Origin of the sequence: Caulobacter sp. SL161, from assembly GCF_026672375.1 — a bacterium.
Lineage (GTDB): Bacteria > Pseudomonadota > Alphaproteobacteria > Caulobacterales > Caulobacteraceae > Caulobacter.
The window spans coordinates 3,851,825-3,877,052 of sequence record NZ_JAPPRA010000001.1; the positions used below are offsets into that span (position 1 = coordinate 3,851,825).

General features: G+C 65.6%; 28 protein-coding genes. 5 read left to right on the top strand and 23 right to left on the bottom strand.

Annotated features, from left to right (window positions below; genetic code table 11):
• Window positions 1-95 precede the first annotated feature (95 nt).
• A complete protein-coding gene (locus tag OVA11_RS18905) occupies window positions 96-422 on the bottom strand; it encodes an Mpo1-like protein (protein ID WP_268069017.1) in 327 nt (108 codons plus the stop codon).
• A gap of 320 nt (window positions 423-742) precedes the next feature.
• Here OVA11_RS18905 and OVA11_RS18910 point away from each other — a divergent pair, with 320 nt between their 5' ends.
• Window positions 743-1,174, top strand: coding sequence for a helix-turn-helix domain-containing protein (locus OVA11_RS18910; RefSeq protein WP_024265919.1), 432 nt, complete (start codon window positions 743-745; stop codon window positions 1,172-1,174).
• Window positions 1,175-1,242: 68 nt separating this feature from the next.
• Here the strand turns inward: OVA11_RS18910 and OVA11_RS18915 are convergent, their stop codons facing one another.
• Window positions 1,243-1,596, bottom strand: a complete 354-nt coding sequence (locus OVA11_RS18915) for a PilZ domain-containing protein (RefSeq protein WP_010921001.1) — start codon at window positions 1,594-1,596, stop codon at window positions 1,243-1,245.
• Between the two features lie 215 nt (window positions 1,597-1,811).
• Between OVA11_RS18915 and OVA11_RS18920 the strand changes: the two genes are divergently transcribed.
• Complete coding sequence (locus tag OVA11_RS18920; protein WP_268068777.1) at window positions 1,812-2,789, top strand: glucokinase; 978 nt, start codon at window positions 1,812-1,814, stop codon at window positions 2,787-2,789.
• 7 nt (window positions 2,790-2,796) lie between these two features.
• Here OVA11_RS18920 and OVA11_RS18925 read toward each other — a convergent pair whose 3' ends face one another.
• Entirely contained in the window at window positions 2,797-4,002 is a 1,206-nt protein-coding gene (locus OVA11_RS18925; protein ID WP_268068778.1) for a methionine gamma-lyase, read from the bottom strand.
• Between the two features lie 105 nt (window positions 4,003-4,107).
• Here OVA11_RS18925 and OVA11_RS18930 point away from each other — a divergent pair, with 105 nt between their 5' ends.
• Together OVA11_RS18930 and OVA11_RS18935 are read left to right on the top strand one after the other, a co-directional pair.
• Window positions 4,108-4,566, top strand: coding sequence for an Lrp/AsnC family transcriptional regulator (locus tag OVA11_RS18930; RefSeq protein ID WP_268068779.1), 459 nt, complete (start codon window positions 4,108-4,110; stop codon window positions 4,564-4,566).
• Between the two features lie 62 nt (window positions 4,567-4,628).
• Window positions 4,629-6,050 (top strand): sensor histidine kinase, encoded by a 1,422-nt coding sequence (locus OVA11_RS18935; RefSeq protein ID WP_268068780.1) that lies wholly within the window; start codon window positions 4,629-4,631, stop codon window positions 6,048-6,050.
• A 3-nt stretch (window positions 6,051-6,053) separates the two neighbouring features.
• Here OVA11_RS18935 and OVA11_RS18940 read toward each other — a convergent pair whose 3' ends face one another.
• Entirely contained in the window at window positions 6,054-6,170 is a 117-nt protein-coding gene (locus OVA11_RS18940; RefSeq protein WP_268068781.1) for a hypothetical protein, read from the bottom strand.
• Complete coding sequence (locus OVA11_RS18945; RefSeq protein ID WP_096034289.1) at window positions 6,121-6,261, bottom strand: hypothetical protein; 141 nt, start codon at window positions 6,259-6,261, stop codon at window positions 6,121-6,123. The genes OVA11_RS18940 and OVA11_RS18945 overlap by 50 nt, the downstream gene beginning before the upstream one ends.
• Between OVA11_RS18945 and OVA11_RS18950 the strand changes: the two genes are divergently transcribed.
• Window positions 6,197-7,186: a glycerophosphodiester phosphodiesterase family protein gene (locus tag OVA11_RS18950; protein ID WP_012640688.1), complete on the top strand. Its 990-nt coding sequence runs from the start codon at window positions 6,197-6,199 to the stop codon at window positions 7,184-7,186. The two genes, OVA11_RS18945 and OVA11_RS18950, sit on opposite strands and share 65 nt — an antisense overlap.
• Window positions 7,187-7,437: 251 nt before the next feature.
• Here OVA11_RS18950 and OVA11_RS18955 read toward each other — a convergent pair whose 3' ends face one another.
• From OVA11_RS18955 to OVA11_RS19040, 18 genes are all read right to left on the bottom strand, one after another.
• Window positions 7,438-8,040 (bottom strand): hypothetical protein, encoded by a 603-nt coding sequence (locus OVA11_RS18955; RefSeq protein ID WP_268068782.1) that lies wholly within the window; start codon window positions 8,038-8,040, stop codon window positions 7,438-7,440.
• Entirely contained in the window at window positions 8,037-8,636 is a 600-nt protein-coding gene (locus OVA11_RS18960) for an N-acetylmuramidase family protein (protein WP_268068783.1), read from the bottom strand. The genes OVA11_RS18955 and OVA11_RS18960 overlap by 4 nt, the downstream gene beginning before the upstream one ends.
• A gap of 49 nt (window positions 8,637-8,685) precedes the next feature.
• Window positions 8,686-9,006 carry a hypothetical protein gene (locus OVA11_RS18965; protein WP_268068784.1) on the bottom strand — a complete coding sequence of 107 codons (321 nt, stop codon included), beginning with the start codon at window positions 9,004-9,006 and terminating at the stop codon, window positions 8,686-8,688.
• Window positions 9,007-9,009: 3 nt separating this feature from the next.
• The gene (locus OVA11_RS18970; protein WP_268068785.1) at window positions 9,010-9,390 is read right to left on the bottom strand and encodes a hypothetical protein; all 381 of its coding nucleotides are present in this window, start codon (window positions 9,388-9,390) and stop codon (window positions 9,010-9,012) included.
• Window positions 9,391-9,479: 89 nt separating this feature from the next.
• On the bottom strand, window positions 9,480-9,887 hold the full coding sequence (locus OVA11_RS18975; RefSeq protein ID WP_268068786.1) for a hypothetical protein: 408 nt from the start codon (window positions 9,885-9,887) through the stop codon (window positions 9,480-9,482).
• 6 nt (window positions 9,888-9,893) lie between these two features.
• The gene (locus tag OVA11_RS18980; RefSeq protein WP_268068787.1) at window positions 9,894-11,075 is read right to left on the bottom strand and encodes a hypothetical protein; all 1,182 of its coding nucleotides are present in this window, start codon (window positions 11,073-11,075) and stop codon (window positions 9,894-9,896) included.
• Entirely contained in the window at window positions 11,075-11,410 is a 336-nt protein-coding gene (locus OVA11_RS18985; RefSeq protein WP_268068788.1) for a hypothetical protein, read from the bottom strand. Before OVA11_RS18985 ends, OVA11_RS18980 begins: the two co-directional genes overlap by 1 nt.
• 91 nt (window positions 11,411-11,501) lie before the next feature.
• The gene (locus OVA11_RS18990; RefSeq protein ID WP_268068789.1) at window positions 11,502-11,966 is read right to left on the bottom strand and encodes a hypothetical protein; all 465 of its coding nucleotides are present in this window, start codon (window positions 11,964-11,966) and stop codon (window positions 11,502-11,504) included.
• Window positions 11,966-15,076 carry a hypothetical protein gene (locus tag OVA11_RS18995; protein ID WP_268068790.1) on the bottom strand — a complete coding sequence of 1,037 codons (3,111 nt, stop codon included), beginning with the start codon at window positions 15,074-15,076 and terminating at the stop codon, window positions 11,966-11,968. The genes OVA11_RS18990 and OVA11_RS18995 overlap by 1 nt, the downstream gene beginning before the upstream one ends.
• Window positions 15,076-15,351 (bottom strand): hypothetical protein, encoded by a 276-nt coding sequence (locus OVA11_RS19000; protein WP_268068791.1) that lies wholly within the window; start codon window positions 15,349-15,351, stop codon window positions 15,076-15,078. Before OVA11_RS19000 ends, OVA11_RS18995 begins: the two co-directional genes overlap by 1 nt.
• Before the next feature lie 16 nt (window positions 15,352-15,367).
• A complete protein-coding gene (gene gpJ / locus OVA11_RS19005; RefSeq protein WP_268068792.1) occupies window positions 15,368-19,291 on the bottom strand; it encodes a TipJ family phage tail tip protein in 3,924 nt (1,307 codons plus the stop codon).
• The gene (locus OVA11_RS19010; protein ID WP_096053522.1) at window positions 19,281-19,763 is read right to left on the bottom strand and encodes a C40 family peptidase; all 483 of its coding nucleotides are present in this window, start codon (window positions 19,761-19,763) and stop codon (window positions 19,281-19,283) included. The genes gpJ and OVA11_RS19010 overlap by 11 nt, the downstream gene beginning before the upstream one ends.
• Entirely contained in the window at window positions 19,760-20,260 is a 501-nt protein-coding gene (locus tag OVA11_RS19015; RefSeq protein WP_181242646.1) for a hypothetical protein, read from the bottom strand. Before OVA11_RS19015 ends, OVA11_RS19010 begins: the two co-directional genes overlap by 4 nt.
• Window positions 20,257-20,613, bottom strand: a complete 357-nt coding sequence (locus OVA11_RS19020; RefSeq protein ID WP_268068793.1) for a hypothetical protein — start codon at window positions 20,611-20,613, stop codon at window positions 20,257-20,259. Before OVA11_RS19020 ends, OVA11_RS19015 begins: the two co-directional genes overlap by 4 nt.
• Before the next feature lies 1 nt (window position 20,614).
• A complete protein-coding gene (locus OVA11_RS19025; RefSeq protein WP_268068794.1) occupies window positions 20,615-23,191 on the bottom strand; it encodes a hypothetical protein in 2,577 nt (858 codons plus the stop codon).
• 330 nt (window positions 23,192-23,521) lie between these two features.
• Window positions 23,522-23,962, bottom strand: a complete 441-nt coding sequence (locus OVA11_RS19030) for a hypothetical protein (protein WP_268068795.1) — start codon at window positions 23,960-23,962, stop codon at window positions 23,522-23,524.
• 3 nt (window positions 23,963-23,965) lie between these two features.
• Entirely contained in the window at window positions 23,966-24,946 is a 981-nt protein-coding gene (locus tag OVA11_RS19035) for a phage tail tube protein (protein WP_268068796.1), read from the bottom strand.
• A gap of 20 nt (window positions 24,947-24,966) precedes the next feature.
• Complete coding sequence (locus OVA11_RS19040; RefSeq protein WP_268068797.1) at window positions 24,967-25,227, bottom strand: hypothetical protein; 261 nt, start codon at window positions 25,225-25,227, stop codon at window positions 24,967-24,969.
• Window position 25,228 lies beyond the last annotated feature (1 nt).

Below are 25,228 nucleotides of genomic sequence, written 5' to 3' on the forward strand. Positions count from 1 at the left end.
CGTCTGAGGCAAAGGGGCCATGGGACGCAGCAGGGTCAAGCGCCAGGAAGCCTAGCTCAATACTGACCAGTTGGGCCGGTTCAGCAGGCTGCAGGCTAGAACTTGCGCCGCCCCGTCACTGTCTCGAACCACAGGCGGAAATCGCCCATCAGGCTGTAGACGGGATATTTGAACGTCGCCGGCCGGTTCTTCTCGAAGACGAAGTGACCGATCCAGGCGGAACCATAGCCGATCACAGGCGCGGCGATGAGAAAGCGCCAATCCCGGAAAACGCCCAGGACCAGACAGACGAGCACGAGGCTTGTTCCCACCACGTGCAGCCGTCGACTGACGGGGTTGGCGTGCTCGGTCATGTAGAACGGATAAAAGGCCGCAAAGCTCTTGTACCGTTCGGCGACCGTGCTGGGCTGGGCGCTGTCCATGGCTGCGAGGCTGCCCGCGCCGACGGTCGCTGGCAAGCGCCTCCTGCACGCGCGGGCCCGAGGCCGCATGGCCTTTCATGGCTGGAGCGCAAAAGGCGAGGCCGCGATCAGCGCCTGAAGGGCGCCGCCCGAACTCGCGCCTCGCGGGCGGCGATCAAGCTCTGGTTGGCGGCGAATCGTGAACACCGCCGATAGCTTCGCCGGACTCGGGGGAGGGAAAGCGTTGACATCGCGACGTAACGCCGCGCTAGGGCAGGCTCGCTTCCACCAACGTAACGGTCGTGTCATTTTCCTAGGACAACCGTTGGAGGCGAAAAAACATGAGCGAAGAAACCGAAGGCCGGCGCCCCAACCCCGTCGACTTGCACGTCGGCGGCCGTGTCCGCATGCGCCGTAAACTGCTGGGCGTGAGCCAGGAGCAACTGGCCGACTCGCTGGGGCTGACCTTCCAGCAGGTTCAAAAGTACGAGCGTGGCGCCAATCGCGTCAGCGCCAGCAAGCTCTACGAGATCGCCAAGACCCTCCAGGTCCCCGTGTCATTCTTCTTCGACGGCCTGGCCGACCCGATGAACGGGGCTGAGGCGGATGACGCTGGGCTGCACGCCGAGAAGGTGGTCCAGGAGTTCCTGACCACGCCAGAAGGCCTGGAACTGGCGGAAGTTTTCCCGCGCATCGCGCGTGGTCGCGTCCGCCGCCAAGTCCTCGACCTGGTCCGGGCCATGGCGGACGAGGCGTCGCGCGACGGGGCATGAGCTCAACGCCCGCCGGCTGAAATGAAGAGGGACCTTGGTCGGCGGGCCAAGGTCCTTTTTCTTGGGCGTCAGCCTGTGGAGACGTCCGCCCGCGACGCCCGCCAGATACGCTTGGCTGTTCCGGCGACCGCCGGCGCGAGCCCGCGTAGATCGTAGGTCCTGACGATGCGCAGGCCGATCTCGCGCTCGCGCTGCCAGGCGACGGTCACGTCATGGGCCAGTCCGGCGTCGAGATCGATCAGTTGGATCTGTCCCGCCGGCGCGCCTCCCGTCAGCATCTGAACGCGCGCGCCCTGGCTGGAAAGATCGCGGATCACGCAGTCCCAAGCGAAGGCGCCGCAGAGAACCTTGCCTGATCTCTGCGTCTGGATGCGGACAGCCGCTCTTCGATCGTGTTCCGCGCCAGACGCGTGCTTCGACATGGGTCGATAAACGCACGACGCGGTTAATTGGCGGTGCAGAAGTAAGATTTTTGTAGTGAAGGTTAATGATGGGCCGCACCCAGAATGAGGTTTTGTGTCGCGGCCGCCGATGACAGCCTTGTCAATGACCAGGGGATCAGGCCAACCTTCTTCAGCGACCATCGTTATGGATCGGCGCGCAAGCCGGCCAAAGACGTCGGCGCGGAGGAAACGTCATGGCCAAGGGATCGGTCCTACTCGCCGACGTGAATGGTCGCGATCTGGCCCTGGCGCTGGTCAGTCCGGGCGAGGCGCCGCGCGGACATCGCGATCTAGCCTGCCCGTCGCTCAAAGCGCTTGAAGAGCACCTGATCGACGCCGTGTCCGAGCATTCGGCTGACGGCCTGATCGGAGCCGCTGTCTGCGGCGCCGGCCCCGAAATCGACGGTGCGATCGCGCTGACGGCCGGCGACTTCACGCTGACCCAGGCCTGGTTACGCGCGGTGCTGAAGACGCCGCGCGTCTCGCTGTTGAACGACTTCGCCGCCTGCGCCCTGGGCGCGCCCCGCCTGGCCCCGTCGGCCATGCGCCTGATCCACGAGGGCAAGCCCGGCCGCAACGCCCAGATCGCCGTGATCGGCCCCAATCTCGGCCTCGGCGTCGCCGCCCTGACGCCCCACCGAACCGACGGGTGGACGCCCGTGGTCAGCGAGGGCGGCCATATCGACTTCACCCCCGGCGAGCCCCGCGAAGTCCCGGTGTTCGAGGCGCTGCAAGCCCGGCATGGCCGGGTCTCGGCGGAGCATTTCCTGTCACAGCAGGGCCTCGCCGATATCTATGCGGCCCTGGGCGGCGGGCTGGACGGGAGCGACGAGGTCATTCTCGCCTGGGTCCGGGACGGCGACGAGACGGCGCGGGAAGCCCTGTCGATCTTCAGCGCCCTCCTGGGCGCCTTCGCGGGAGACGCCGCCCTCAGCTTCGCGGCCCGGGGAGGCGTCTATATCAACAGCCCCCTGATGGAACGCATCGATGGTCTGCTCGATCAGGCCGCCTTCAGCCGGCGCTTTGAGGACAAGGGCCGGATGAGCGCCTATCTCAAGGACATCCCGGTCTATCTCGCCGTCGGGCGCTGCACGCTGCTGGGCTTGTCCGCGCTCTTCACCGCCAGCGACCTGCGATACGAAGCCGCCGAGGTGAAGGTCCTCGACTGCTGAGCCCGGCTCAAGCCGGTTCCGCGACCTTGAGAGGGTCCAGCGCCATCGCCAGATCAGCCAGGATATCGGCCACGTCCTCAAGACCCACGGAGAGACGCACCATACCCTCGCCGATTGCGGCGGCGGCCCGCTCCTCAGGCGTGTAGGGCGAATGGGTCATGCTGGCCGGATGCTGGATCAAGGTCTCGGCGTCGCCCAGCGACACGGCGCGGCGGATCAGCGCTAGCCGGTTCATCATCGCCACGCCGGCGGCGTGGCCGCCCTTCAGCTCGAACGCCATCATGCCGCCGCCCGACGCCATCTGGCGCGCAGCCAGATCGCGCTGCGGGAAGCTCTGCAGGCCAGGATAGAACACCTGCTCGACAGCGGGGTGATCCTCCAGCCAGCGGGCCACCGCCTGGGCGCTCTGGCTGTGGCGAGCCATGCGCAGCGACAGCGTCTTGAGCCCGCGCAGGACAAGAAAGGCGGTGAAGGGCGACATCACCGCACCGGTCATGTCCTTTACCCCGCACAGGCGCACGCGGCCCATGTCTTCGATCCCGCCGGCGGCGATCCCGCCCACCAGGTCGCCGTGGCCGCCCAGATACTTGGTCGCCGAGTGCACCACGATATCGGCGCCCAGAGCCAGGGGCCGGGTCAGGCAGGGCGTGGCGTAGGTGTTGTCGACCACCACCTTGGCGCCCGCAGCGTGCGCGATCCGGGTGATCGCGGCGATGTCGACCAGACGCATGTTCGGATTCGCCGGGGTCTCGAAATAGACGATCCGCGTCTGGTCCGAGATGGCGGCCGCCAGGGTTTCGGGCCGGGTCATGTCGACCTGCTTCACCGTCACGCCGAACCGGGTCAGGCCATCGCGCAGGAACGCAAAGGTGCAGCCGTAGAGGGTCCGGTCGGTGATCACCTCGTCGCCGGCCCGCAGGAAGCTCCACAGGGTGGCGGTGATCGCGCCCATGCCCGAGGCCGTGGCGACCGCCGCCTCGGCGCCCTCCAGGCTGGCCAGACGACGCTCCAGAAGGTCGGTCGTGGGGTTGGAAATGCGCGAGTAGAAGTGCCCCTCGCGGGTTCCGGCGAACATCTCGCCACCCGCCTCGGCGCTCTCGAACGCGAAGGTCGAGGTCAGGTGCAGCGGCGGGGTCAGGGCGCCATGCTCGTCGGCGGGATCGTAGCCCGCGTGGATCGCCCGCGTGGAAAAGCCGGTCTGGTCGTCGCGCATGTCCTGCTCCCTTTGCCGCTACTGTGGCGTAGAACGAAGCGCGCGAGATTGCTAAGTCTGCTACAAGACAAGCTTGTTTTAGCAGAATCTGCTCAGGAGGCGCCTATGGACGCCAAGGATCGCCAGATCATCCGCGAACTGCAGAAGGACGGACGTCTCACCAACCAGGAACTGGCCGAGCGGGTGAACCTCTCGCCCTCCCCCTGCCTGCGTCGGGTGCGCAATCTCGAGGCCGAGGGGGTGATCACCGGCTATACGGCGCTGGTGGACCAGAAGGCCTACGGCCTGCCGATCACCGTCTTCGTACGGGTTCGGCTGGATCGTCATGGCCAGGACCTGATCAAGGGCTTCGAGGAGGCGGTGGCGCGGATCGACCAGATCCTCGACTGCTTCCTTTTGGCGGGCGGCGACGACTATCTGCTGCGCGTGATCGTCGACAGCCTGGAGGCCTATGAAGACTTCATGCGCCGCAAGCTCCATGCCATCCCGGGCATCGCCTCGATCGACACCAGCTTCGCCTACGGCGTGGTGAAACAAACCCGCGTGTTTCCGCTGGCGGGCTGACGCGCTCGCCTCACAGGAACGTCAATCCAAGCCTTACCTTCAGGCGATACGATGACGGCGCGATGATCGAAGAAGCGCCGCCCCATCCCCGCGCCCCGATGGCCGCGTCCCCCAGCGTCACGACGGCGCTGAAGCACGCGCCGTTGGGCATCGCCATCTTCGACAATCAGATGCGTTATCTGGCGGCGTCGCGGCAGTATCTGACCGATCAGCACCTGCCGCCTGACCTGCCCTTGATCGGCCGCCTTCACTACGACGCCTTCCCCGAGGTGCCGCAGAAGTGGCGGGATCTCCACGCCCGAGTCCTGGCCGAGGGGGTCGAGCTGCGGCATGAGGGCGATCCCTATGTCGATCGCGACGGGCGCACGCAATGGATCCGCTGGTCCATGGCTCCCTGGCGCACCGATGGGGGAGAGATCGGGGGCCTTGTACTCTACACCGAGGTGGTCACCGCCGGCATTCTGGCCCGCCGCGCGCTGGAAGCGGCCGAGGCGCGCTACCGCGCCGTTTTCGACCAGACCGCCATGGGCGTGGCGCGCCTGGCCCAGGACGGCGCGATCCTCGAAGCCAATGACAGCTTCTGCACCATTTTACGCCGCCCCCGGGAACAGCTTCTGGGAAGCCGCATAACAACCCTGGTGCATGAGCACGATCTGGCCCAGGCGCTGGCGGACGGTGAAGCCCTGACGAGGGGGGCGATCGACACCTATACGGCGGACCGTCGCTTCCGGGGCGAGCAGCCGGACGAGACCCTCTGGCTGAACCTGACAGTGTCCAAGGTCAGCCCGGCCGAGGAACCGCCCTATCTGGTCGTGATCCTCTCGGACATCAGCCATCGCAAACTCGCCGAGAGCGCGCAACAGCATCACCAGGCGCAACTCCGTCTGCTTATCAACGAGCTGAACCACCGCGTGAAGAACACCCTGGCCACGGTGCAGTCCATGGCCGCCCAGACCCTGCGCAACGAACCCAGCCCTGCGGTGGCCTTCGAGAAGTTCGAGGCCCGCCTGATGGGCCTGTCGGGGGTGCACGACATCCTGACCCGCGAAAGCTGGCATGGCGCGCCGCTGCGCGAGGTGGCCGAGCGGGCCCTGCGCCCCTTCGACGAGGGGGGAACACGGATCGAGATCACCGGCCCGCCGATCCGCCTGCAGCCCGGCGGCGCCCTGACCATGGCGCTGATCTTCCACGAACTGGCCACCAATGCTCTGAAGTATGGCGCTCTGTCCTGCGCCGAAGGCCGCGTGCGCCTGTTCTGGAGCTACGATGCGGACAGCCGAACGCTCGACTGCCAATGGATCGAAGCGAGCGGTCCGCCCGTGGTCGCGCCCACCCGCAAGGGCTTCGGCTCGCGCCTGATCGAACGCAGCCTGCGCGGAGAGCTCAAGGGCGAGGCGACCATGGACTACCACCCCGACGGCTTGCGCTGCGGGCTACGCGCGCGCCTTCCGGAGACGGCCGAAGACAAGGGCTCACCACTCTAGCCTTCAGGGAAACCTTGCGCGGGGACGGATGATCCCGGCCAAGCCCGAGAGCGCATCGTCGATGCCGGCGTCATGCAACTGAGGCTGAACCGCCGCGTGGCTGTCGCATGAATCGCTCATAGCGCGGTTCGGAGACCTTCCCGACCATGCGCCTCCTGACGACCTCCCTCGCCTTGCTGCTCATCGCCGCCACGCCGGCGGGGGCCAACACGTTCCGGGAACGCCTCTATGATCCCGCCGCCGGGGTCATGGTCGTGGCCCATCGCGGCTGCCACGCTGCGGCGCCGGATCACGGCCTGGCGTCGAGCGCCCCCGAGAACTCTCTGGAAGCCCTGCAGCGTTGCATCGACATCGGCGTCGACATGGTCGAGACCGATGTGCGCCGCACCCAGGACGGCGTCCTGGTGATCATGCACGACCCAAGTGTCGACCGAACCACCGATGGCGGCGGCCTAGTCGCCAAGCTGACGCTCGCCCAGATCCAGGCGCTTCGGCTCGACGGCGGCGATGAGGCGCCGCCGACGCTGGAAGCCTTCCTCCGCGCCGCGCGTGGCCGCGTTCTGGTGAACCTTCATCTGAAGGGCCCCTTCGCGGCCCAGGCGGCGGAGGTCGCGCGCCGCGCCGACGCGAGCGACTGGGTGCTGTTCAAGGCCCGGGCGAAGACAGACATGTCTCCGATCGCCGATCAGCCGCTCTATCGCGATGTCGCCTTCATGCCGATGGTCGGCGAAGGCGCCGCGCGGGACGCGGGGCAGTTGGGCCAGGTCATCACCCGCCAGGCCTCCGGAATTCGTCCTATTCCCGCCGTGGAGACGCGCCGCATGGGCGCGCAAGGCTTCGCCTCGGTGCGCGACGCCGCCGAAGCCGCCCGGGTTCGCGTCTGGGCCAACACCCTGGGCATGAGCAGCTGGAAAAGCTTTTTCGGCGTCTCGGGCGACCGCCGCGCGCTGCGCGACCCGGACACCTCCTGGGGTCGCCTGATCGACCAGGGCGTCAGCATCATCCAGACCGATCACCCGGCGCGGCTCCTGGGCTATCTGAAAAGCCGTCGCCTTCGGGACGGCGTGACCATCGCCACGATCGGCGAGGCCTCCCCGTCCTCGACCACGCACGCCGCTCTGGCCGGAACGCGGTAGGCGGGGGCGCTTACCCGACACGCCACGAACCCGAACCGCGCGCCCAGAAGCGGCGGTCTCGACTTGGCTTTTCAGGGAAATCAGTCCGTCCTGGTGGCGGGGGGCGGGAGCAAGATGGCTCATACATCGCCGGGTGCCCCGTTTAAGATCGCCGTCTAGGCTTGGTTGCCCGGCCGACCGAAACAAGAAAGCCCGCCACCAGGGCTTGGTGGCGGGCTTCATCGTGCGCTCGACCTTGCGGGAGCGGTAGATCAGGGCTTGAGCGCCGATCCCTGAGGCTCAGCGGAAACGCCCTTGATGTGGGCACCATACAGAGCCGCCTGACGGGAGTACCACTCGCGCCAGGCTAGCGCCTCGACCTCGAGGACGTGGCAGGCTCCGTAGTTGTCGACGACGGTGTCGGCGACGGTATAGAGCGCAACTCCGGAAGGGGCTTCGACAGGTCCACCGGGGGATCGGGGAAGGGTGGAGCCAAGAGCTGCGGCGTCGTGCATGCGGACAAAGCCAACAGGCACGCTGAAAGTGCGATCAACCTCGAAAGGCACATAGATAGGGACCTCCTCTTTTAGGGTCTTGGTGCGCCACCGGATCTCGACAGTCTTGACCGCTACGTCACGGCGGATGTCTTGCGTGATGACGCCAGCCTTGGCCCGCACCTCATCAGCGATCTTGCTCGCCTTGGCCATTCGATCAGCTTGCGCCGACCGCTCGGCCGAGACACCGGCTTGGCGCCCGAACTGATACACGCCGCCGATCGTCAGCACGGCCACGAGGGCGAAAAGGAGGGCTCGCCCGATCTTGGATCGCGTAAGCGCCTTGCCGATCCGCACCGCAACCTCAACCAGCCCCATCATGCGGCGGCCTGCGCGAACGCAGCCTTCAGCTTTTGATCGTAGCCGTGTTGCGCGAAGCCTGGACCGTTGTAGCGGCGCGCGAAGCCCGCCCAATCCGAGGCCTTGAGCGCAGCGTGCATGTCATGGTTGGCGACAATGAAGAGCGCGAAGCAACGCAGTTGAGCACGCTCGCCCTGGATCATGTCACGGACGAACGACTGCACACTGGCATGCCCGCACGCACGGTGATTGAAGCCCATAATCTGAAACAGACCGTAGGATGCAGACCGCAGGGCCGCAGTCTCATCAAGGGCCATCGCCGCCACGAGCTGGTCATAACGCTGACCCTGCGTGGCGAGGTAGGGCTTGCCGCCCCAGGTCGCATAAGAGATGTCCGGATGGGTGGCGCTAAAGCGCCCCTTTGTTTCCCGCGCGAAGATGTGCGGCTCGAACAAAATGATAGGGCGTCGCGTCTCAGGATGGACGCCACGCCCCCGACTTTCGACCGCCATAACCGCGCGCACGTGTCGCGTCGTGACGCACAGCACCTTGGCGGCCGCGCGCACGTCGTCGTCGGAGACCGGTAGGGCCGGCCCCGCAAAGTCTGCCAGTTTCATGATGCTTCTCGCTATGAGACGAACGGCGTTCGCCTTGCTTAAGATCGCGTCAGGGATCGACGCGGCCGCGGTGGCCAATCCGGCCGTCAACCCGCCCGTCCAGCCCGTCGACGTGCTGAAGGATCCTGGGCGCGTAGGTCGTACCGAAGTAGAGCGCCAGGCCCGCCAGCATGATCACATCCCCCCAGCCGGGGGCCTGACCCTGGAACCGAGGGATCGCCGCAAGGACGAAGCCCGCAGCGAACATCGCGATCCCGATGCGCTGGAGCAGGGTTAACAGCCCTCCCCAGCCCATCAGCAACAGACAGAGCACCACGACCAGCAGGCCGCCGGCGACCACGGAAAGGTATTGGGGCATCTGTGACAGCATGGCTTAGCCCTCCGCCTGGTCAGAGCCGCCGATGCGCAGGCCGCCCGCCTCGAATTTGATCAGCTTGAAGGGATCGCCCGCGTACTTGGTGACGGCCTGGGTCAAGCCGCCGAAAAGCGCCATTCCCAGAAACCCGCAGGCGAATCCCACGAACGGGCCCGCCGCCGTTCCGACGCCGGGCCACTTGGCGTTCAGCAAGAATATGGGAAGCGGCGCCAGCCACGCCACGGCGGCCGCGCCCGAGGCCAGCGAGAGCGCCTTCGCCCGTAGGGTAAGCCGATCGCCGTACGCCATGGACAGCACCGCCCCCGCCGCGCCGGGCGCGTAGGGTGCGAGCTTGCTCAGGGCCGCGAGTAAGGTCGGATCCCCGGTATTGTCGGCCATCGGCCAGATCTCCTGTACGCGAGAGGTGCGCTAGGCACGGTCGGCGGCTCTAGCGGCCGCCGTTGTGGATGATGGGTTCCCAGGCCGTCCTAGACCTCGGGCTCGGGAACCCACTTCAGGCCGCGCCCCAGTAGGACGCCGTTGGCGTGGTCGATCGGCTCGACGTCGCCGGAGGCGGAATAGATCTGCAGGTTGGCGCCCGAGATCGCGGTCATGGCGTCGGCGGCCGAGATCACCCCGTCCTCGCCCCAGACCTTGCCCTCGGGCAGCGGCGGCAGGTCGCCGCCGGCGAAGCCCTGCCAGATCGCGACAGTGGCCTGGTCGGTGCTGGCGTCGCTCGACAGATAGTGGGTGGCCGGGCTCTCGATCGTCGGAGAGGCTTCCGTCGTCAGCTTGCGGCTAAACGTGCCGGGGCCGCGTCCCATCGCTTCCCAGACCAGGTTGATGTTGGTCTGGGCGGCGGCGGTGCAGATCATGATGACAGGCAGATGAGACATAGGTCGTCAGGCTCCAGAGAGGATGCGGTTGCGGATGGAGAGGAACTGGGCGAGTTCGAGCGACTTCTGGGCGACGATCAGGCGCTTGATGTGGCCGCCCCAATAGGCGCTGGCGCTGCCGTTGCTGTTGAAGCATCCAATGTATATTGGATGCGTCGATGAAACCGTGCCGCCCCTCGGCCCCGAATAGACTTCGCTATCATTGACGAAGGCGCGGAAGTTGATGACGTCCAGGCTTATGCCGATGATCGCTGACTGCCCTCTAATGTCGGGGCCGACCTGTAAACTCTCCGTGCCGCCACCTGCACGCAGCCGGCCGTCAGACCCGACCGCGAGAAAGAAGCGCTGAGAGGAACCGTTGAACGCCCCTGCCACCATCTGGGTGGCGGCCAGAGAGGCCGGAACCGTTACTTGGGCGATCAAGCAGCTGGGAGCATCAAGAGTCGCCGGCGGCAGATACGGGGTGATGAGGCGATCGTCGACAGCGTCGAACTTCGCGCCATCGAGCTGAAAGCGCGGCTTGAAGTTGGTCGTCTGCTGAACCGCCAGTGCGGTCGTTACGTCCTTAAACGAGCAGCTATAGGCCTCACCTTGGCCATCGGTCGTGGTTCGCTCAAGGCAGATCCGGACATCGCCGGTGAAGGTCGCTGTCCAGTAAGTCGCCTGTTCGGCTGCTGAAGCGTTGAAGTTCAGGACTGTCGAAAGCGACGTATTAACCGTGTCGCGAATTAGGGCGACCATGTTTCCGGTCCCGGCGGTTCGCAGGGCGCTGGCCGCCAAGCGATAGGTCCGCCCAGCGACAACGGGCACGGTCTGCCGCAGCACGGCGTTGGAGCCAGTGCGTGTGAACAGCACTCTTCCATCCGACTGCCAGGCGACAGTCGGGTTGCCTTCAAACCAGCCCGCCAGACCCCCAGCAAAGGTTGGATTGGTCAGCATTCCGGGTTGAGCGGCGATCTGCTGCGCTAGGGTCCGTCCAGCCCATTGGGCGCTGTCCAAGGCCAAGCCGATGGGATCGTCCAGGACATTGACAGCCGTGACCCCAGCGCTGTCCTGGAACAGCCGATCGGTCTTCGTGAAGTCGTAGTCGAAGCCGCCCGCGCCGCCCGCGAAGAGCGCGGCGATCGGATCCGCCCCGCCAACGCGCGGGCGCGCGAACCCCAAACGGCGCAGACTAAGCCGGCGCATCAGATCGTCACCAGGGACAGGGTCTCGCCCGGCTCGAGCACAGGAAACTCTTCGACATCGTCAGCCTTGAGTCGATAGCCGGCGTGAGCCGTTGCGGCGTTAGGCGAGGCGCCCTGCGCAACGCGCGCCGCGCCATCGACCGTTTTGACGATCCACATGTAGCGCACCAAGCCGTTAGGCTTGAAATCGTCAGGAGCGACATAGCCGCCAAGCCCGACAGGCACCGCGCCGACCGTCACCTGACCGTCCCAGATTACAGATCGCTTGATCTGCACCGGCCTGCGACGCACGTCCTCAACACCAATTTCAACTAGCATTACATGAGCTTTGGACATGGGTTTTCCTTCCGTGTTCGAGAACAGGCAGCCGCTGGAGGCCAGCGCAGCTGGTCACGGTCGAGCGCGCTGAGCTGAGTTGTGTGGGCCGTTAGGCCATGGCGTCGGCGGTCAGAACCAGGTCGCGGAACTCCTCGTCCGTCATGCCCAGCGCCGCCTTGGTGTTCTGGGTCGTCACGCCGGCGGTCACGAAGTTGGGCGCGCGCTCATACTCGGCCAGGGCCAGTACGTTCTGCGGATAGGGCAACGCTGCGAACGCCGCTCGTATCGCCGCATCTATGTTGGCGTGGCCCGGCCAGGGCGTGATCAGCGCCGCCTTGAGGATCTTGTGCATCGGCACCTCGGCCGGCAGGGGCGCGACCTCCGGCGGCGGCCCATCGGTGTCGACCCACCATTCTCCCCCAGCCGCATCCAGCCGGGCGAACTGTCCAGCCTCCAAGACAGGCGGCTCGACGTCGACGAAAATCCATCCGGGCGGGCACGGCGCGGAAAGGTCGACGACGGGCGTGGCGGGGGCGACCAGGTAGCCGCGATCATCCAGCTTGACGGTCCACATTATGCGATCCTCGTATAGGGGCGCGCTTTGAAGCTCATCGTCCCGGTGCCTTGAGCGGGAATACTTGGCACAGTGAACTGTGCAGGAACTAGCGGAGCCCAGGTAATGTGCGAATACGCATTCAGACTTGGGTAGCACGCCGCTATTATCCTACCATTAGGATGCTTGACGATATCACGCAGGGCCCCTGGCATACCCGGATTGTTAAACAGCGCGATATGAGCCGCTGCAATATCTTCGAACCAACCGATATTATTGGTTCCATCTTGCATTATGCAGAAGAAATAATCTTCCACCTCAATAATTTTGTATATGGAAACACTTGTATAATTGGTTCGGTTCATCGCGGCCCATGTTTGACCGTCTGCCGAGATGCGCGTGTCTGGACCAGAGCTGGGAATTATAAAGTAACCACCAGCAAAGGTCATTTGAGAGTTGCTTGTAGCTGAGAATGACGAAAGAAGACCGTTGCTGGTCCAGGTCATTCCGTCGTCCGAGTAAAACACTTGGCCAAACGAACTCATCGCAACAAAGCGGCCATTGCCGTAGGCTACACCCGTAGGGAACGACTCGCTCCCGGGCGCTGTAGCTTTGGTCCACGCGATAGCGTTCTCAGAGTACCAAATTCCGTTTTCACCAGCGGCGACTAGGATATCGCCGTCGCTTGCGAAGCCACGAATATTGGCAGACACATTCGTGCGCTGCGTCCACGAACCGCTATTACCAGTAGGTGACGTATAAATATTAGCGCCAGCGCCGACAACATAGAGGCCGGCGAACTTCGTTACAACAGAAGTGTACCGCGTTCCTGTAGTGTCTACGTCAATAGCCGTCCACGCTGTCGATGGCGGGTTAGATGATCTAAAAACCTTATTGACACAGTTGCCGAGCCACAGCTCTCCATCAATTTCGGAAATAAAGGGGCCTGGCTGAGATTGCCCCACGCCACCGATATCGAAATTCGCGTAAGCTGTGGCACTTGTTGCCGGAAACGTACCCATTGCTTTGGGAAACACCCCAGCGGCCTCTGGATAGGCAGACGCGAGGTACTTTGCCCCGTTCGCAGGGACGATACCCGCAGGCATAGTTGAGCGCTGACTGAAGAACGTGTCGCCGATCTCAACACCAACGCCACCGCCGTCGCCGAACTCAAATCCGCCGGCGGTCTTCTTGATCACCTGCCCCGCAGCGCCACCCGTGAGGGCGGCCAGGGCCGTCAGGATGGTGGACGAGGCCTGCTTCTCGGCTAGCGCAGCCGTGAGCCCGGCGACGTCACCAAGGCTCATCGCCAGGGCGGTCTTCAGCGCCGACTGCGTGACCACGCCCGTGAGGCCTGCGACCGACAGCACAACGTCGGTCGGCGTGCGCATCCACTTCCAGTCGGCCAGGGTCGCCGGGCTGTCGGTAGACAAGACATAGGTCTTGTTCTCGTCGGTGCGGATGGCGATGTCGCCGCGCTGGGCGGTCAGCGCCAGCATGGCGGCCTGCGAGCCGACCTCGAACGTGTCGTTGATCACCACGGCCGGCAGGTTCGCCGTGTCGATCACACCCGTCAGCCGCGACGCAGCGATCGGGCTGCTCGTATAGTTCAGGGCGCCGATCGCGTCCGTGATGGCCGCCTTGGTCGAGAGCGCCGTCATCGCCAGGACGTTGTCAGTTCCAGCGATGCCTTGCGCTTCGGTGGCTCGGCCCAGCGTGAAGGTCGGGTTCCCCGAGACACCGTTGCCGTTGGTGACGGCGATCCCAGCATCCGCGCTGGTGAGCGTACGCCGAGCACTGAGACCCGTGCTCGAGATCTGGACCATGAAACCTGTCGAGCTCGTACTCGACGCGCTGGTCAGGCGCGTGACGGACGTGGAGCTCAACGCCGCCAGGCTGGTCAGGCTCGTCGCAAGCGGCTGGAAGCGCGCGTCGCCAGTCTGACGATCCAGGATCTCGTTCGCAGCCGCCGCCCCGATCGGACGGCCCTCGACCGTGCCGCCGTCAGCAGCGACCGCGACCAGCACCTTGCCGGCCATGGTCGTGCCGCCCGGCCGGGCGATGAAGTCGCCGCCGACAATCGTCTCGGCCTGGTCGCGCGCCGCCTCGGCCGCCACCCGGGCCGCCTCGGCCGCATCTCGGGCCGCTTCTGAATCGCCCTGCGCCGTCACAGCCGCAGCGCGCGCCGCCTCGGCCGCCGCCGCGTCGTCAGAGGCCTCGCCCGCCTTGATCACGGCCGTGTCCTTGGCCGCCACCGACGCGTCGCGGGCCGCTTCTGAACCGCCCTGCGCCGTCACAGCCGCAGCGCGCGCTGCCTCGGCCGCCGCCGCGTCGTCAGAGGCCTCGCCCGCCTTGATCACGGCCGTGTCCTTGGCCGCCACCGACGCGTCGCGGGCCGCTTCTGAACCGCCCTGCGCCGTCACAGCCGCAGCGCGCGCCGCCTCGGCCGCCGCCGCATCGTCAGAGGCCTCGCCCGCCTTGATCACGGCCGTGTCCCTGGCCGCCACCGACGCGTCGCGGGCGGCTTGCGAACCGCCCTGCGCCGTCACAGCCGCCGCGCGCGCCGCCTCGGCCGCCGCCGCGTCGCCAGCGACCTCGCCCGCCGTGATCAAAGCGGCGTCTTTGGCCGCCACCGACGCATCGCGCGCCGCCTCGGCCGCGTCAACCAGCGGCTGGACGGCTTCTGTCACTGCGTCGACCTGAGCGTTGGCCAGCCAGGTCAGATACTCCGCCTCGGTCTTGGACGCGTTCCCAGGTTGATCCCGCCACACCTGGTAGGCCGATGCGCCTCGCACCAGCCCCAGATCTTCCCAGCCGCCAGCCGAAAGCAGGTAGCCGTGGCCGGCGAACTCGCCCGACGTCACGACATAGAAGGCGCCAAGTTCCTCACCGGTTGGCAGGTTCGAAACGAGGTCCACCGCCCCCTTGGGCGTGAACAGCTCGAGCGAGTCCAGGATCGTCGCGTTTTCGGTGATCAGCGCTTCGATCCGCCCGGCCAAGCCGCCGACGTCGTCATAGGCGGCCAGGGCCGTAGCCAGAGCGCCCGCCAGGGTCGATTGCGAGCCGCCCGAGTGAAAGGCCGCGATGGCCGCCGCGATAGCGTTCGCGTGCTGGGTTGGCGTCGTGGTCATCAGACTTCGCCTTCGCCAGCCTCGTCACCGGCCGGCGCGATCGGCGCCGGCGGGATCAGCGCCAGTTGGCCTTGGATCATCTCCGCCGCCGAGTGGACGGCCGTCACCGTGCTGTTCAACGCCGAGAGGACAACCGGCGACAGGAGCGGCCCCGCCGTCATCACCTCTGCCAGCAGGGTCTCGGCCGTGTTGCTCAAGGACGACGCGAGCACACTCAGACCGGTGATCTTGGTCAGGCGCGCGGCGTCATCCGCCGAAGTGGCGTTGTCGGACATGGAAAGCTCCAGAGCTTTACGAGTTTTCAGAGATCAGGATGCGGACGTCCGCGAAGGCGACGTGCCCCGCAGAGTCTCGCGCGGTGACGCGCCAGTAGCCGTCGAGCGTCTGGCCAAGGGCCGTGATCGTGCCGGTGAAAGCGACTGTATCGCCCGTGGTCGACGACGGGCTGTAGCCGGCGCCGGACTGGTAGGACCAGGTGTAGCTCACCGCGCCGACCCCGCCCGTGGTCGATGCTGTCACCGCATCGGTCGTCGCCGCCCCCGTGCCGAAGCGGTTGCCCGAAACCAGCGGGGTTGAAAGATTGACCTGGAAGCCGCCACCGCCACCGCCGGTCGGAACAGCCGAGCCGCCAAGATAAGGCGTCGTCTTGGCCAGATAGAAGTAGGCGTTGGCCCTGCTCGCGGCCCAATGGCCGATGCCTGCGGGGCCAAGCCACAGCAGCAGATCGCCGTCAGCGCCGAACGCCGCTCCCCAGGCGACAATGTAGGCTGTACTGCCCAGTTCGGTCCGCAGCGTGTCGCTGGCGTCGTCGAGCACGGTGTTATCGCCGAACCAGATCTTGGCCGCCGAAAGTGCGACGTCAGATCCCCCCAGGCTGTCGCTGGTCAGACTCAGGCGAGCCGGGCGCCCGCCAGAGGCCGCCGCTTCCACAACATACCGGGCAATGGCGACCTTGCTCGCCACGTCGGCCAGGGTCGCCGCCTGGGTCGAAACGCTCGCCGATAGGGTGGCGGCCGTCGACTGCAGGGTCGTTATCTGTGCGGCCTGGGTCGATTGGGCGTTGCTCAGCGTTGTCAGCGCTGTGGAGGTCGTCGACTGGAAGCCGTTGAAGGTGCTGGTCAGCGTCGCGAGGCTACCAGCCGTAGCCGAAAGGTTCGTCGTCAGGACCGATAGGCTGCTGTCGGCGCTGGCCTTGTTGTTCGCCACCGTCGCATTCAGCGAGGTGAACGAGGTCGACAAGGCGCTCACGTCGTTGGTGAGCGTCAGCAGGCCAGCATCAGCTGCGGCCTTGTTGGCCCCGACTGTCGACGAGAGCGTCGTGAGGCTTGCCGCTGTTGCGCTGGTGGCCGTCGACAGGCTGACCAGTTCGGACGTCGCGGTCGCCTTGAAGCCGTTATAGTCGGTCTCCAGCGTGGTCAGGCTTGCAGCCGTGGTGCCGCTGGCCGTTGACAGACTGATCAGCTCCGACGCCGTGGTCGCCTTGAAGCCGTTGTAGTCGGTCGTCAGCACGGTGCGCTGATAGGCTTCGGCCGAGATCGCGGTTTGCCGCGCGACGGCTTCGCTCGCGATGGCGGCTGTGTTCGATCCCACGACCACATTGGTGTCGATCAGCACCTGGCGCTGCTCAGCGATCACCTCGCCCAGCGGCTTGCCCGAAAGCACCTGGCGCAGCACGTCCAGGGCGGCGTTCAGATCGCTAAGCGCCGTGAGGCGCGCATTCAGGATATCCAGCTGAGCCTTACGCGCCGCCGCCTCGATCGCCTTGATCTGATCAACGACAGCATCCACCCCGCCACCAGCCTGCGCGACACCCTCCGCAAGGGCGTCGATCACCTTGTCGATCGCGCGATCATCGCGTCGCACGACGATCGCGTCCGGTAGTGTCGGCGGTCGGCTGACACCCGTGCGATAGGCCGGGATCGGCTCGTCGCCGACGCGTTGCAGCGCTTCGGCGTACGGCACACAAGTAATCGACGCCTTAAGGCCTTCCTTGGGCGCGATACGATCGACAACGACATCGAGCAGCTCGACCGCGTGGTCGAACACCGTAACCTGGTCGCCGGGCAGAGGCTGATCAATGAGCGCCGGTCCGGGCGAGGCGAACCAGACGATGTCGGACTGCCCCGGCAGGGTTTCCAGCGGAAAAACCTCGATCGCCGCATCGGCCGAAGGGCGCCATGCCAGATCGTATGATCGACCCGCGACCATGGTCACCAACTCGTCGAGCCTCAGACCCTTGACCGACGGATCACTTTCATCAGTGACCCGGGCCCGTACCCGGCCCGTGACTTCACCCACCAAGGCGACGTGATGCGCCAGCCACGCGCGGTCGCCCTCACGGATCGTCAGGTACTCAACATCCTGCTCGAAGCTGAACCTCTCCGGCCGCAGCACGCGCTCGGCCAGCATGCGCGCACCCTCGAGGACGACGGCGTCGGCGTCGACCTTGTCGCGCACCTCGACCCGTTCATATTTGTCGGCGGTATCGAGATCATAGAACGTGCCGTCAGGCCTTTGCCCGAACACCGTGACGACATCGTCGGCGAAGTCCTTCTCGGCGTTAGCGAAGCGGACGCGCAGCGCATGCACCGGCGCCGGATAGGTTAAGTCACCCCGAAAGCCAGAGACGTTGCGCGGCGTGAACATCTGCCGAGGCAGCGGCTTTTCCCAATCCACGACGACGGACAGCGCACCATAGTCCAGCGTCGGGCGCGCACGCCCGGCGGCGGCGGTCCGTTGAAGCAGTTCGCCGACCGACATCTCGCCGGCCTCGGCCAGATCGCACATCCAACTCTGATCCTGGCAGAGCGCGCGCCAGTCAGCGATGGCCGCAAAGGCGCGCTCGTCGTCGTCCAGCTCGACGTCCGACATTGGCGGATAGCTGGCGGCCAGGAAGAGATCAGCAGGGTTCCGCGTAACGACCAGGTCTCCCGGCCCGGTCGACGTCGCCTGCGGCACGATGCTGGTGGCGATGAAGTTGAAATCGTTCGGGACGCCGTTCAGTTGGTCACTGGCCTGCAACTCCAGCTCAATCCACGGCTTGGACGCCAGATCGCGCACGGGCGGCTCATCGCGGAACGACCGGACGCAGATCCACGTCATCTCATCGCTGATCTTGGGATTGTTGCTTTCCTCGTTGCTGACGCGGCGCACGTGCACGTCGTACTGGCCACGCACCACGGGCCATTCCCAACCAACGCGATAGCTGTCCAGCTTGTCGCGCGTGAAGGTGAGCTGACCACTCGCGCCCGCAAAAGGACAAGGCGTCGCCGACGACGGATCACCGCCGCGAGGCCCATAGCGGAACTCAAACGTCACGCTGCGGTTCTTGGGGTTCCCGCTGCTTTCCTTGGTTTCGAAGAGGCCCGCCATGAAGGCTACGTCGATCGACAGGGCGTCGCTTTCCAGCGGCGCGGCCCGGGTGATCCATCCCGAGGCCTGCTTCACGGGAAGCGCGAGGCTATCCTCGGCAGGCGTTCGCTGAAACCAGATCGGCTCCAAACCCTCGTCATGGCGCGTCGACCAGCGGACATTGACGCCCTCGAAGCTGGCAAGATCGGTCTGGCCAATCCGCGCGCTCTCATGATCCACCCACGTCACGCAGGGTTGGAACATCTGACGCAGATAGACCGTGTTGTTGACCGTGACCGTGTACCAGTTCGCGCAACGCGGCGGATAGATCCGCCGACGCCCCATGACGATCGGGATCGCCTCATGCGGTCGCGCGGCGTTCGATCCGCCGTCCAGCGAATAGCGCTGCTCGCGACCCGCGACCTCAGGCTGTTTGATCGGCGCGATGGCGTTGACGGCGATCATGCCGCCGACATTGACAGCCGCTGTCGCACCAGCGGCCGCCAAGCCCGACAAGCCGATCGCGCCAGGAACCCAGACCGACAGCGCGATGACAGCGATCTGCAACAGGGTGCGAACGGCGTTCGACCCTGCCATCGGCGCAACCTCGAGCACGACTGTGTCATCGGCGCGAGGCCGCAAGCCGGACCAATCGCCTGCTGAAACCTTGACGCCGGCGACGGAGATCCGAACCCAAGGCCGCAGGGCCGGGTCCAGCGTGCCAGAGGCCTCAAGCGAGACCACCATCTCCGCCAGGCTCAACCCCTCGGGCAACGCGTGCAGGCTGACCTCTTCCTCGCGCGCTAGCGGGCGAGGCGAGACCACCAGCGAGGTCTTGCGATCCATCAGGGCGTCAACCGCCATAGACGTAAGCCCCCTCCAACCGGGACCCCCAGAACGCCTCGCCGGGCTCAGCCTCGTCGAGCGAGGCCGTGCGCGCGCCGCAGCCCTTCTGGGTGTGAATGAACCGTCGGCCGCCCAGGGACGTGCCGACATGCGTGGGAAGCCCAGCCACCAGAAACAGCAGCAGGGCGAAGCGCGGATAGCCGTTCTCGTCAGGCTCAACACGGCGCCAGAGCGAGGCCTGAGCCCGCACGAAGGCGGCGATGTCTTCGGCGTCTCGACGATCGACGCCGCGGTAAAGATCGTCAGGCTCAGGCACCCGCACGCCAAGCTCGTGCTCAAGGATCAGGTAGTGCTGACCCCGGCAGTCACAGCCCCGGAACGACCGCCCATGCTCCACGAACGGGACCGGCATGTAGCGAGCGATCCAGGCGTCATCGCCCGCGATCGTCGGCGCGCGGCGAACGGCGTTCGCCCCTTTTGGCGGCTTCATCCGGCGCGCAGGTGCCGATAGGTGTCCGGCGAGAAGCTGCCGCCCGCCCGACGGTCTACAAAGCTGGGCATGCGCAGCTCGCCGGTGATCGTCGTCTCGGCGTAGCTCAAACCCGCCAACCGCAGCCGCGTCGTCCGCTGCTCGATCACGTCGGGCGCGATAACGCGCACCAGCTCAAACCTTACGCGCGCCCAATCGGGCAACCCGCGCAAAGCCGCCAGCAACAAAGGCTCGTCGGTGCCGTCCTGGGCTACGACATTGTTGATCGTGAACTTCGCGCCGCTGAACGGATTGTCAGGGCCGTTTTCCGGCCACGACAGAGCGAACGGATAGGCGATGAACTCACGTTCCTGGCTGGTCAGCCGATAGCCTTCCTCGGCGACATTGCAGACGTAGATCGGCGCATCGAACGTCGGATGCTCCAACGTCACCAGCTCGACCAGGATATCCGAGGATCCGTCACCCTTTACGGAGGCGTGAACCGCATTGCTGGTCACGGCCGCCACTCCAGCCGAACGCTGACGCGCCAGTCAGGCTTCCAGGGCTCATAGGAGGGCGGCGCATCCCGAACGAACCGCGCCAGAACCGTCTGCTGCTCGACCGGATGATACCAGTCGAACCACACACCGCCGCCAGCCGCCTCGCCGAAATAGAACTGACTGAACCACTGCCGTTCGGCCGACGTCATCTTGTAGACGGCATCAACGGTATGGCTCGACGCCGTAGTCGTGCGACGCTGCTTTGCCGGTCCTGCGTCAACGTCGGAGCGCTGGACCAGGGTCGGGAAGGTGTCGCGAAACCCATCGGCGAGCACGCGCCCCTTGTCCGCCGGCCATGCCGGAGCGGTCATATCAACCTCCGTTCAATCTGGAGCGGATGCCGAACTTCGACTGGAACGCCGTGTCCATCGAGCCGTCGAACATCTCGCGCTTGCCCTTGGCGACCCGGCTGTCGATCAGCTCGACCAGGTCAATATCCAGACGCCGCCCGCCCGCCCCGTCGTCGCGCTCAGTCGCCGTCGCTTGCAGCGGCATGGGCGCATTGTTGTTCAGCGACACGGAGAGCGGTCGCTCGCCGCCGCCTCGTGACGCGACTGAATAGTCGGTGATCTCGCGCGCCGTTCGAGCCGCGTCCATGACGTAGCCGTCGCCCGAGAACGCAGCGATGCGCTCGAAGCCCTGCTCGTGGATAGGCCGCACATCGCCGCGATAGACCGGCCCACCGCCCGCCCGCCCTTTGCTGAGGCTTTTGGTGAGCTGGCCCACCAGGTTCGCCCCGCCGAGATCCGCCGCCGACGCCGCTGAAACCTGCGGAGCGCTCAAGGCTCCACCCAAGAACGTGCCCACGCCCCCGATCAACGTGCCGAGGAACCCGCCACCGCCACCGCCACCGCCGTTGACGCTCCGCATCAGGGCGTCGACCATCGGCTTGATGACCAGCATCTGGATGACGACATGTTCCAGAGACGCCACGATCATCTTGCCGACATCGGCGAACACATCGCCCAACGAACCGGCGTTCAGGGTCGCGTCAACGATCCCATCGTTCAGCATTTTGAACCCGTCGACCGCGATGGCCTGCAGACTCTCCTTGACCTCGCCATTGGTCCGCACAAGCCGGTCGGCATAGTCCGCCAACGGTCCCATCGTGCCGCGCTCGACACTGTTCCGTTGGACCTGGAAAAGCGCTTGCTGATCCGCGCGCCGGCCGTCCTTCCACGCATCGTCATGCTGCCCATCAGCCGCGAGAGCCCGCTCAAGCTCAGCTCGGGCGACCTTCTGCTGGCCATCCAGGATCGCCAGCTCGATTTGCCGTCGCTCTTCAGCCGTTCGCGCACCGGCCGCGGCAAAGGCCAGAAGCTGTTGGGTCGTATCCGCCAACGCCCTTTCGTCAGCCAGACGACGCTGCTGAGTATCTTCGAAAGCCCGGCGCTGGAGCACTTCACGCTCGGCCGCATAGGCGTCCTGCTCGGCGCGCTTGAGAGCGTCAACCTTCAGCTTATCCAGACGCCCTTCAGCCGCATCGCGATCGATCTCGGCCATACGGCGCGCCTCGGCGTCGTCTAAGGCCTTCAGCTCAGTCTCAAGCATCTGCTCAAGCGTGCCAGCATACTGCCGTTGCGCCGCCAGCTCCCGCGCATCCGCGGCGGCGATGGCCGAAGTTGTCCGAGCCGACGCCTCCAAGGCGCGTTTGCGCTCACGCTGAGCATTGGCCGCCCCGCGCGCAGCGTCTTCTTCGGCCCCGGCCGACACGAGCTGGTCAGATCCCTTTGGACGGTCACCTTGTTTGGAGCCGTCAGCGCCCGAGCGACGATCGGCGACAGCGCCCCCATCGTCGGCCGGGAAGTCGCGAGCATCGCCGTAAAACTGGTCTAGGTAGAGCTTGTTGAACCCAAGCTTCTCCAACGAACCCTTGCTGATGCCTTGGAAGAAATCCTCGACTTTGTTCAAGAACTTCCACGTGACCTCAAACGAGACCTTCACGGCCGGCCGGCTTGCGACCCAGTCGTCGATCATCGATTTTAGAGACGTCAGCTCCTGCGCAAACTGGCCGGCGCTCTTCGCGCCGTCGACCATCGCCCCGCTCATCGACACGAGCAGCGGGGCCGCTTCGATCAGCGCCGTGTTAAGCTGGACGTCGATCACCTGCTTGAGATCTTCGAGTTGATCGGCAGCTTCGCCAGCTTTGGCGATAACTTCGTCACTCATCACCCAACCCAGGTCACGAGCACGCTGGAACAGCTCGGCCATGCCATCCGCACCCTCTCTGAGCAGAGGGATCATCGGGCCGAGTCCTAGCTTCTCGGAAATAGCTTGGCGTTGACGCTCATTGCTTAGGTTGGCGATCCGGTCGGAGACCGCGCGCAGGGCCTCGTCCACGTCCTTGAACGATTTGATATCCTGCCTAGAAAACCCAAGCTGCTTAAAGGCGGTAAGCGCCTTCTTGTAGCCAGCCTCGGCAAGACCGAGCGTTTTGGTGAAGCCGCCGATCGCAGCGTCGGCATCGCCAGCCTCGCCGCCGACCTTGATCATAGCGAAGCGGTATTCCTGCAACATGCTAGTGCCGACGCCGAGCTTTTGCGCGGCGTCGCCGATAGCATCGCCATAGGCGACCGCACCCTCGATAGCCGTCTTGGCGTAGCCAGCAGCCAGACCGAGCGCCGCGGCGCCCGCCGAAATGAACAGCCCGTACTTGCCGAAGGACTCTGCGATACTGCCGAACGCCCCGGTGCTCGCAGAAAGGTCGTCGACCTTATCCTTAACGGCCCCGACACCGCGCGATACGGCGACGAGGTGAGGCGGCAGCGCTGAGGCCTCCTGGCGCATCTCCTTGAACGACTTCGCGCCCTTCGCGCCAAAATCCTCTATGCCGCGCGTAGCGGCCTGACCGCCCTCGAGACCAAGGCGGACAGCGACGTCAATCGTCATCTTCGGAAGTCTCCGGCACCCCCTTGCGCGCGCCGATCTCAAGAGCGGCGAGCAATGGGCGGACTTGGCTCCAGGGAGCTAGTTTTGGGTCATGGATCACGGCGCATGCCGACCAATCCAACGATGGCCGACGATCCTTGAAGCGCGGGTGCAAAGGCTGACGCCACGCCCCCGCCTGCCCCGCAATTGCCAAGGCGGCACGCTCAGCGCCGTGGATCGGCCGATGACGATCCTCCGGGCAACCGGTCGTCTCGCGGCAAGGACGACCCATCTGCCTACAGCCGCGACAGTGCTCGCCGCCGCCGCCGAACAAGTATTCGGCGAGGGCGGCTACTCTTTTTTTGCCCTTATCAGCCCTTCAGACGCCGCATCGACCGACTGGCGGAAGAGCGTCAGGTTGCCTTCGAGGCGCAATAGCGGTGCGATAACCTCTCGGGCCGGGGTAACAGCGCCGGTCGGTGAGCGGATTGCGGTGACGATTTCAACCGCTAGCTCACTGTAGAGCATGTGCGCGAAGGCGATTTCCCACGTTTCGCTATCTTCGATCACGTCGCGAATGTCTGCGATCGACCAGCCATACGCCTCGACAGCTTTCACGATCGCGTCGCGGCTTTCGACGACCCGAGCCACCCTTGAACGCGCCTTTGCCCAATCAACGCTCTCAGGGGGGCGAATGGTGAGAACCACGCCGAGGTTGAGGTCGACGTCGCGTGGTGCGTCATCGACCTCCAGCCCCAGGCTGGCCAGCGCCTCTTTGTCGGCCTTGCGCATGGATCAGTACGCCGCCACGCCGTTGCCCAGCTCGATCGTCACGGCTGGAGTGTCGGCGCCCTGCGAAGCGCCGAAATTGAAGCTGGCCGACGTCTGGCCACCGCCGGAGATCTCGCGCTGCGGCTTGCTGACCTGCACACCCGCGTTTGTGATCCGAAGGAACCGATTGTCTTCGTCTTCCGGGTGGGTCGCCTCCAGCGTCAGCACGCCGACATCGTTCGTGGCGGCGAAGTCGCGGAAGACCTTGCCATGTCCATAGAGGCGGAAGCTGCCCGTCGGGTCGATTTCGCCGAAGTGATGGAACGACGGCCATTCGTCGCCATCCAGGCCGTTCACACGCTCCACACCGAGGTTGAGGTTGACATCGACATTGAGCGCCGTCCCGATGGCCACGTCGTTCCAGAGCACGCGCCAGCGCCAGTCGGAGAAATCGTCGGCGGCCGCAGCGGCGGCGACCGCGCCGGCAGGCCAGGCCTCGCCCTCGGTTTCACCCAGCCCCACCAAGGTCATGTTGAAGCGCGCCGCCTGATCCGTCTTGGCGGCAGAGATCGCCAGCTCGGCGACCGCGACCCCAAGATCGGTCGAATAGTGACCGGTTTCCCAGAGGTGCGACAGGCTCAAGGTCTGGGTCGGATTACCGCCCGAGGTGAACGTGTGGACGTAGTCGCCGTCGGCGCCGGTCGCGTCAGCGCGCGTCAACGCCGCCGAGAGCCAATAGCCAGCCTCAGACAGGTTGATCGGCGTCGTACGACGCAGGGAACCACCCGGCAGGCCCTTGCGGCGCTTGGTGGCGTCTCGGACGTTGTTCATCGCCAGACCCAGCTGATCATCCTTGACCAGGGGTCGATCCATACCGGCGGTCAGGGTGTAGAAGCGCACAGGCTTCCAGCCCGACGTCGCCAGCACGCCCGCCGTGGCCTCGAAGGCCAAGCGGGTCTGGACGGCGCGGCCGCGCGATTGCGACGGCAGAATGGTGGCGGTCATGGGGGCTCCAGGGCTAGGGCTTAAAGGTCGATGACACGGCCGCAGACGGCGATGTCGCTTTCGGTGGCGGCGCGCGCCTCGCGCAGCTCGATCAGGTCCGAGACCACACCCGCCGGGCCGCGCACCACGGCCCCGCGACGAACGCCGTTCGTCGCGCGAAGCAGCACGGCGTGAACGGCTGGCGGCGCCGGGGAGGGACGCGCCGGCGTCGGATCGGGAGGTACTTGAACTTGGGGCGCGGGTTCGCGATCGGCGGAGGCCGATTTGGCATTCTTGGTCATG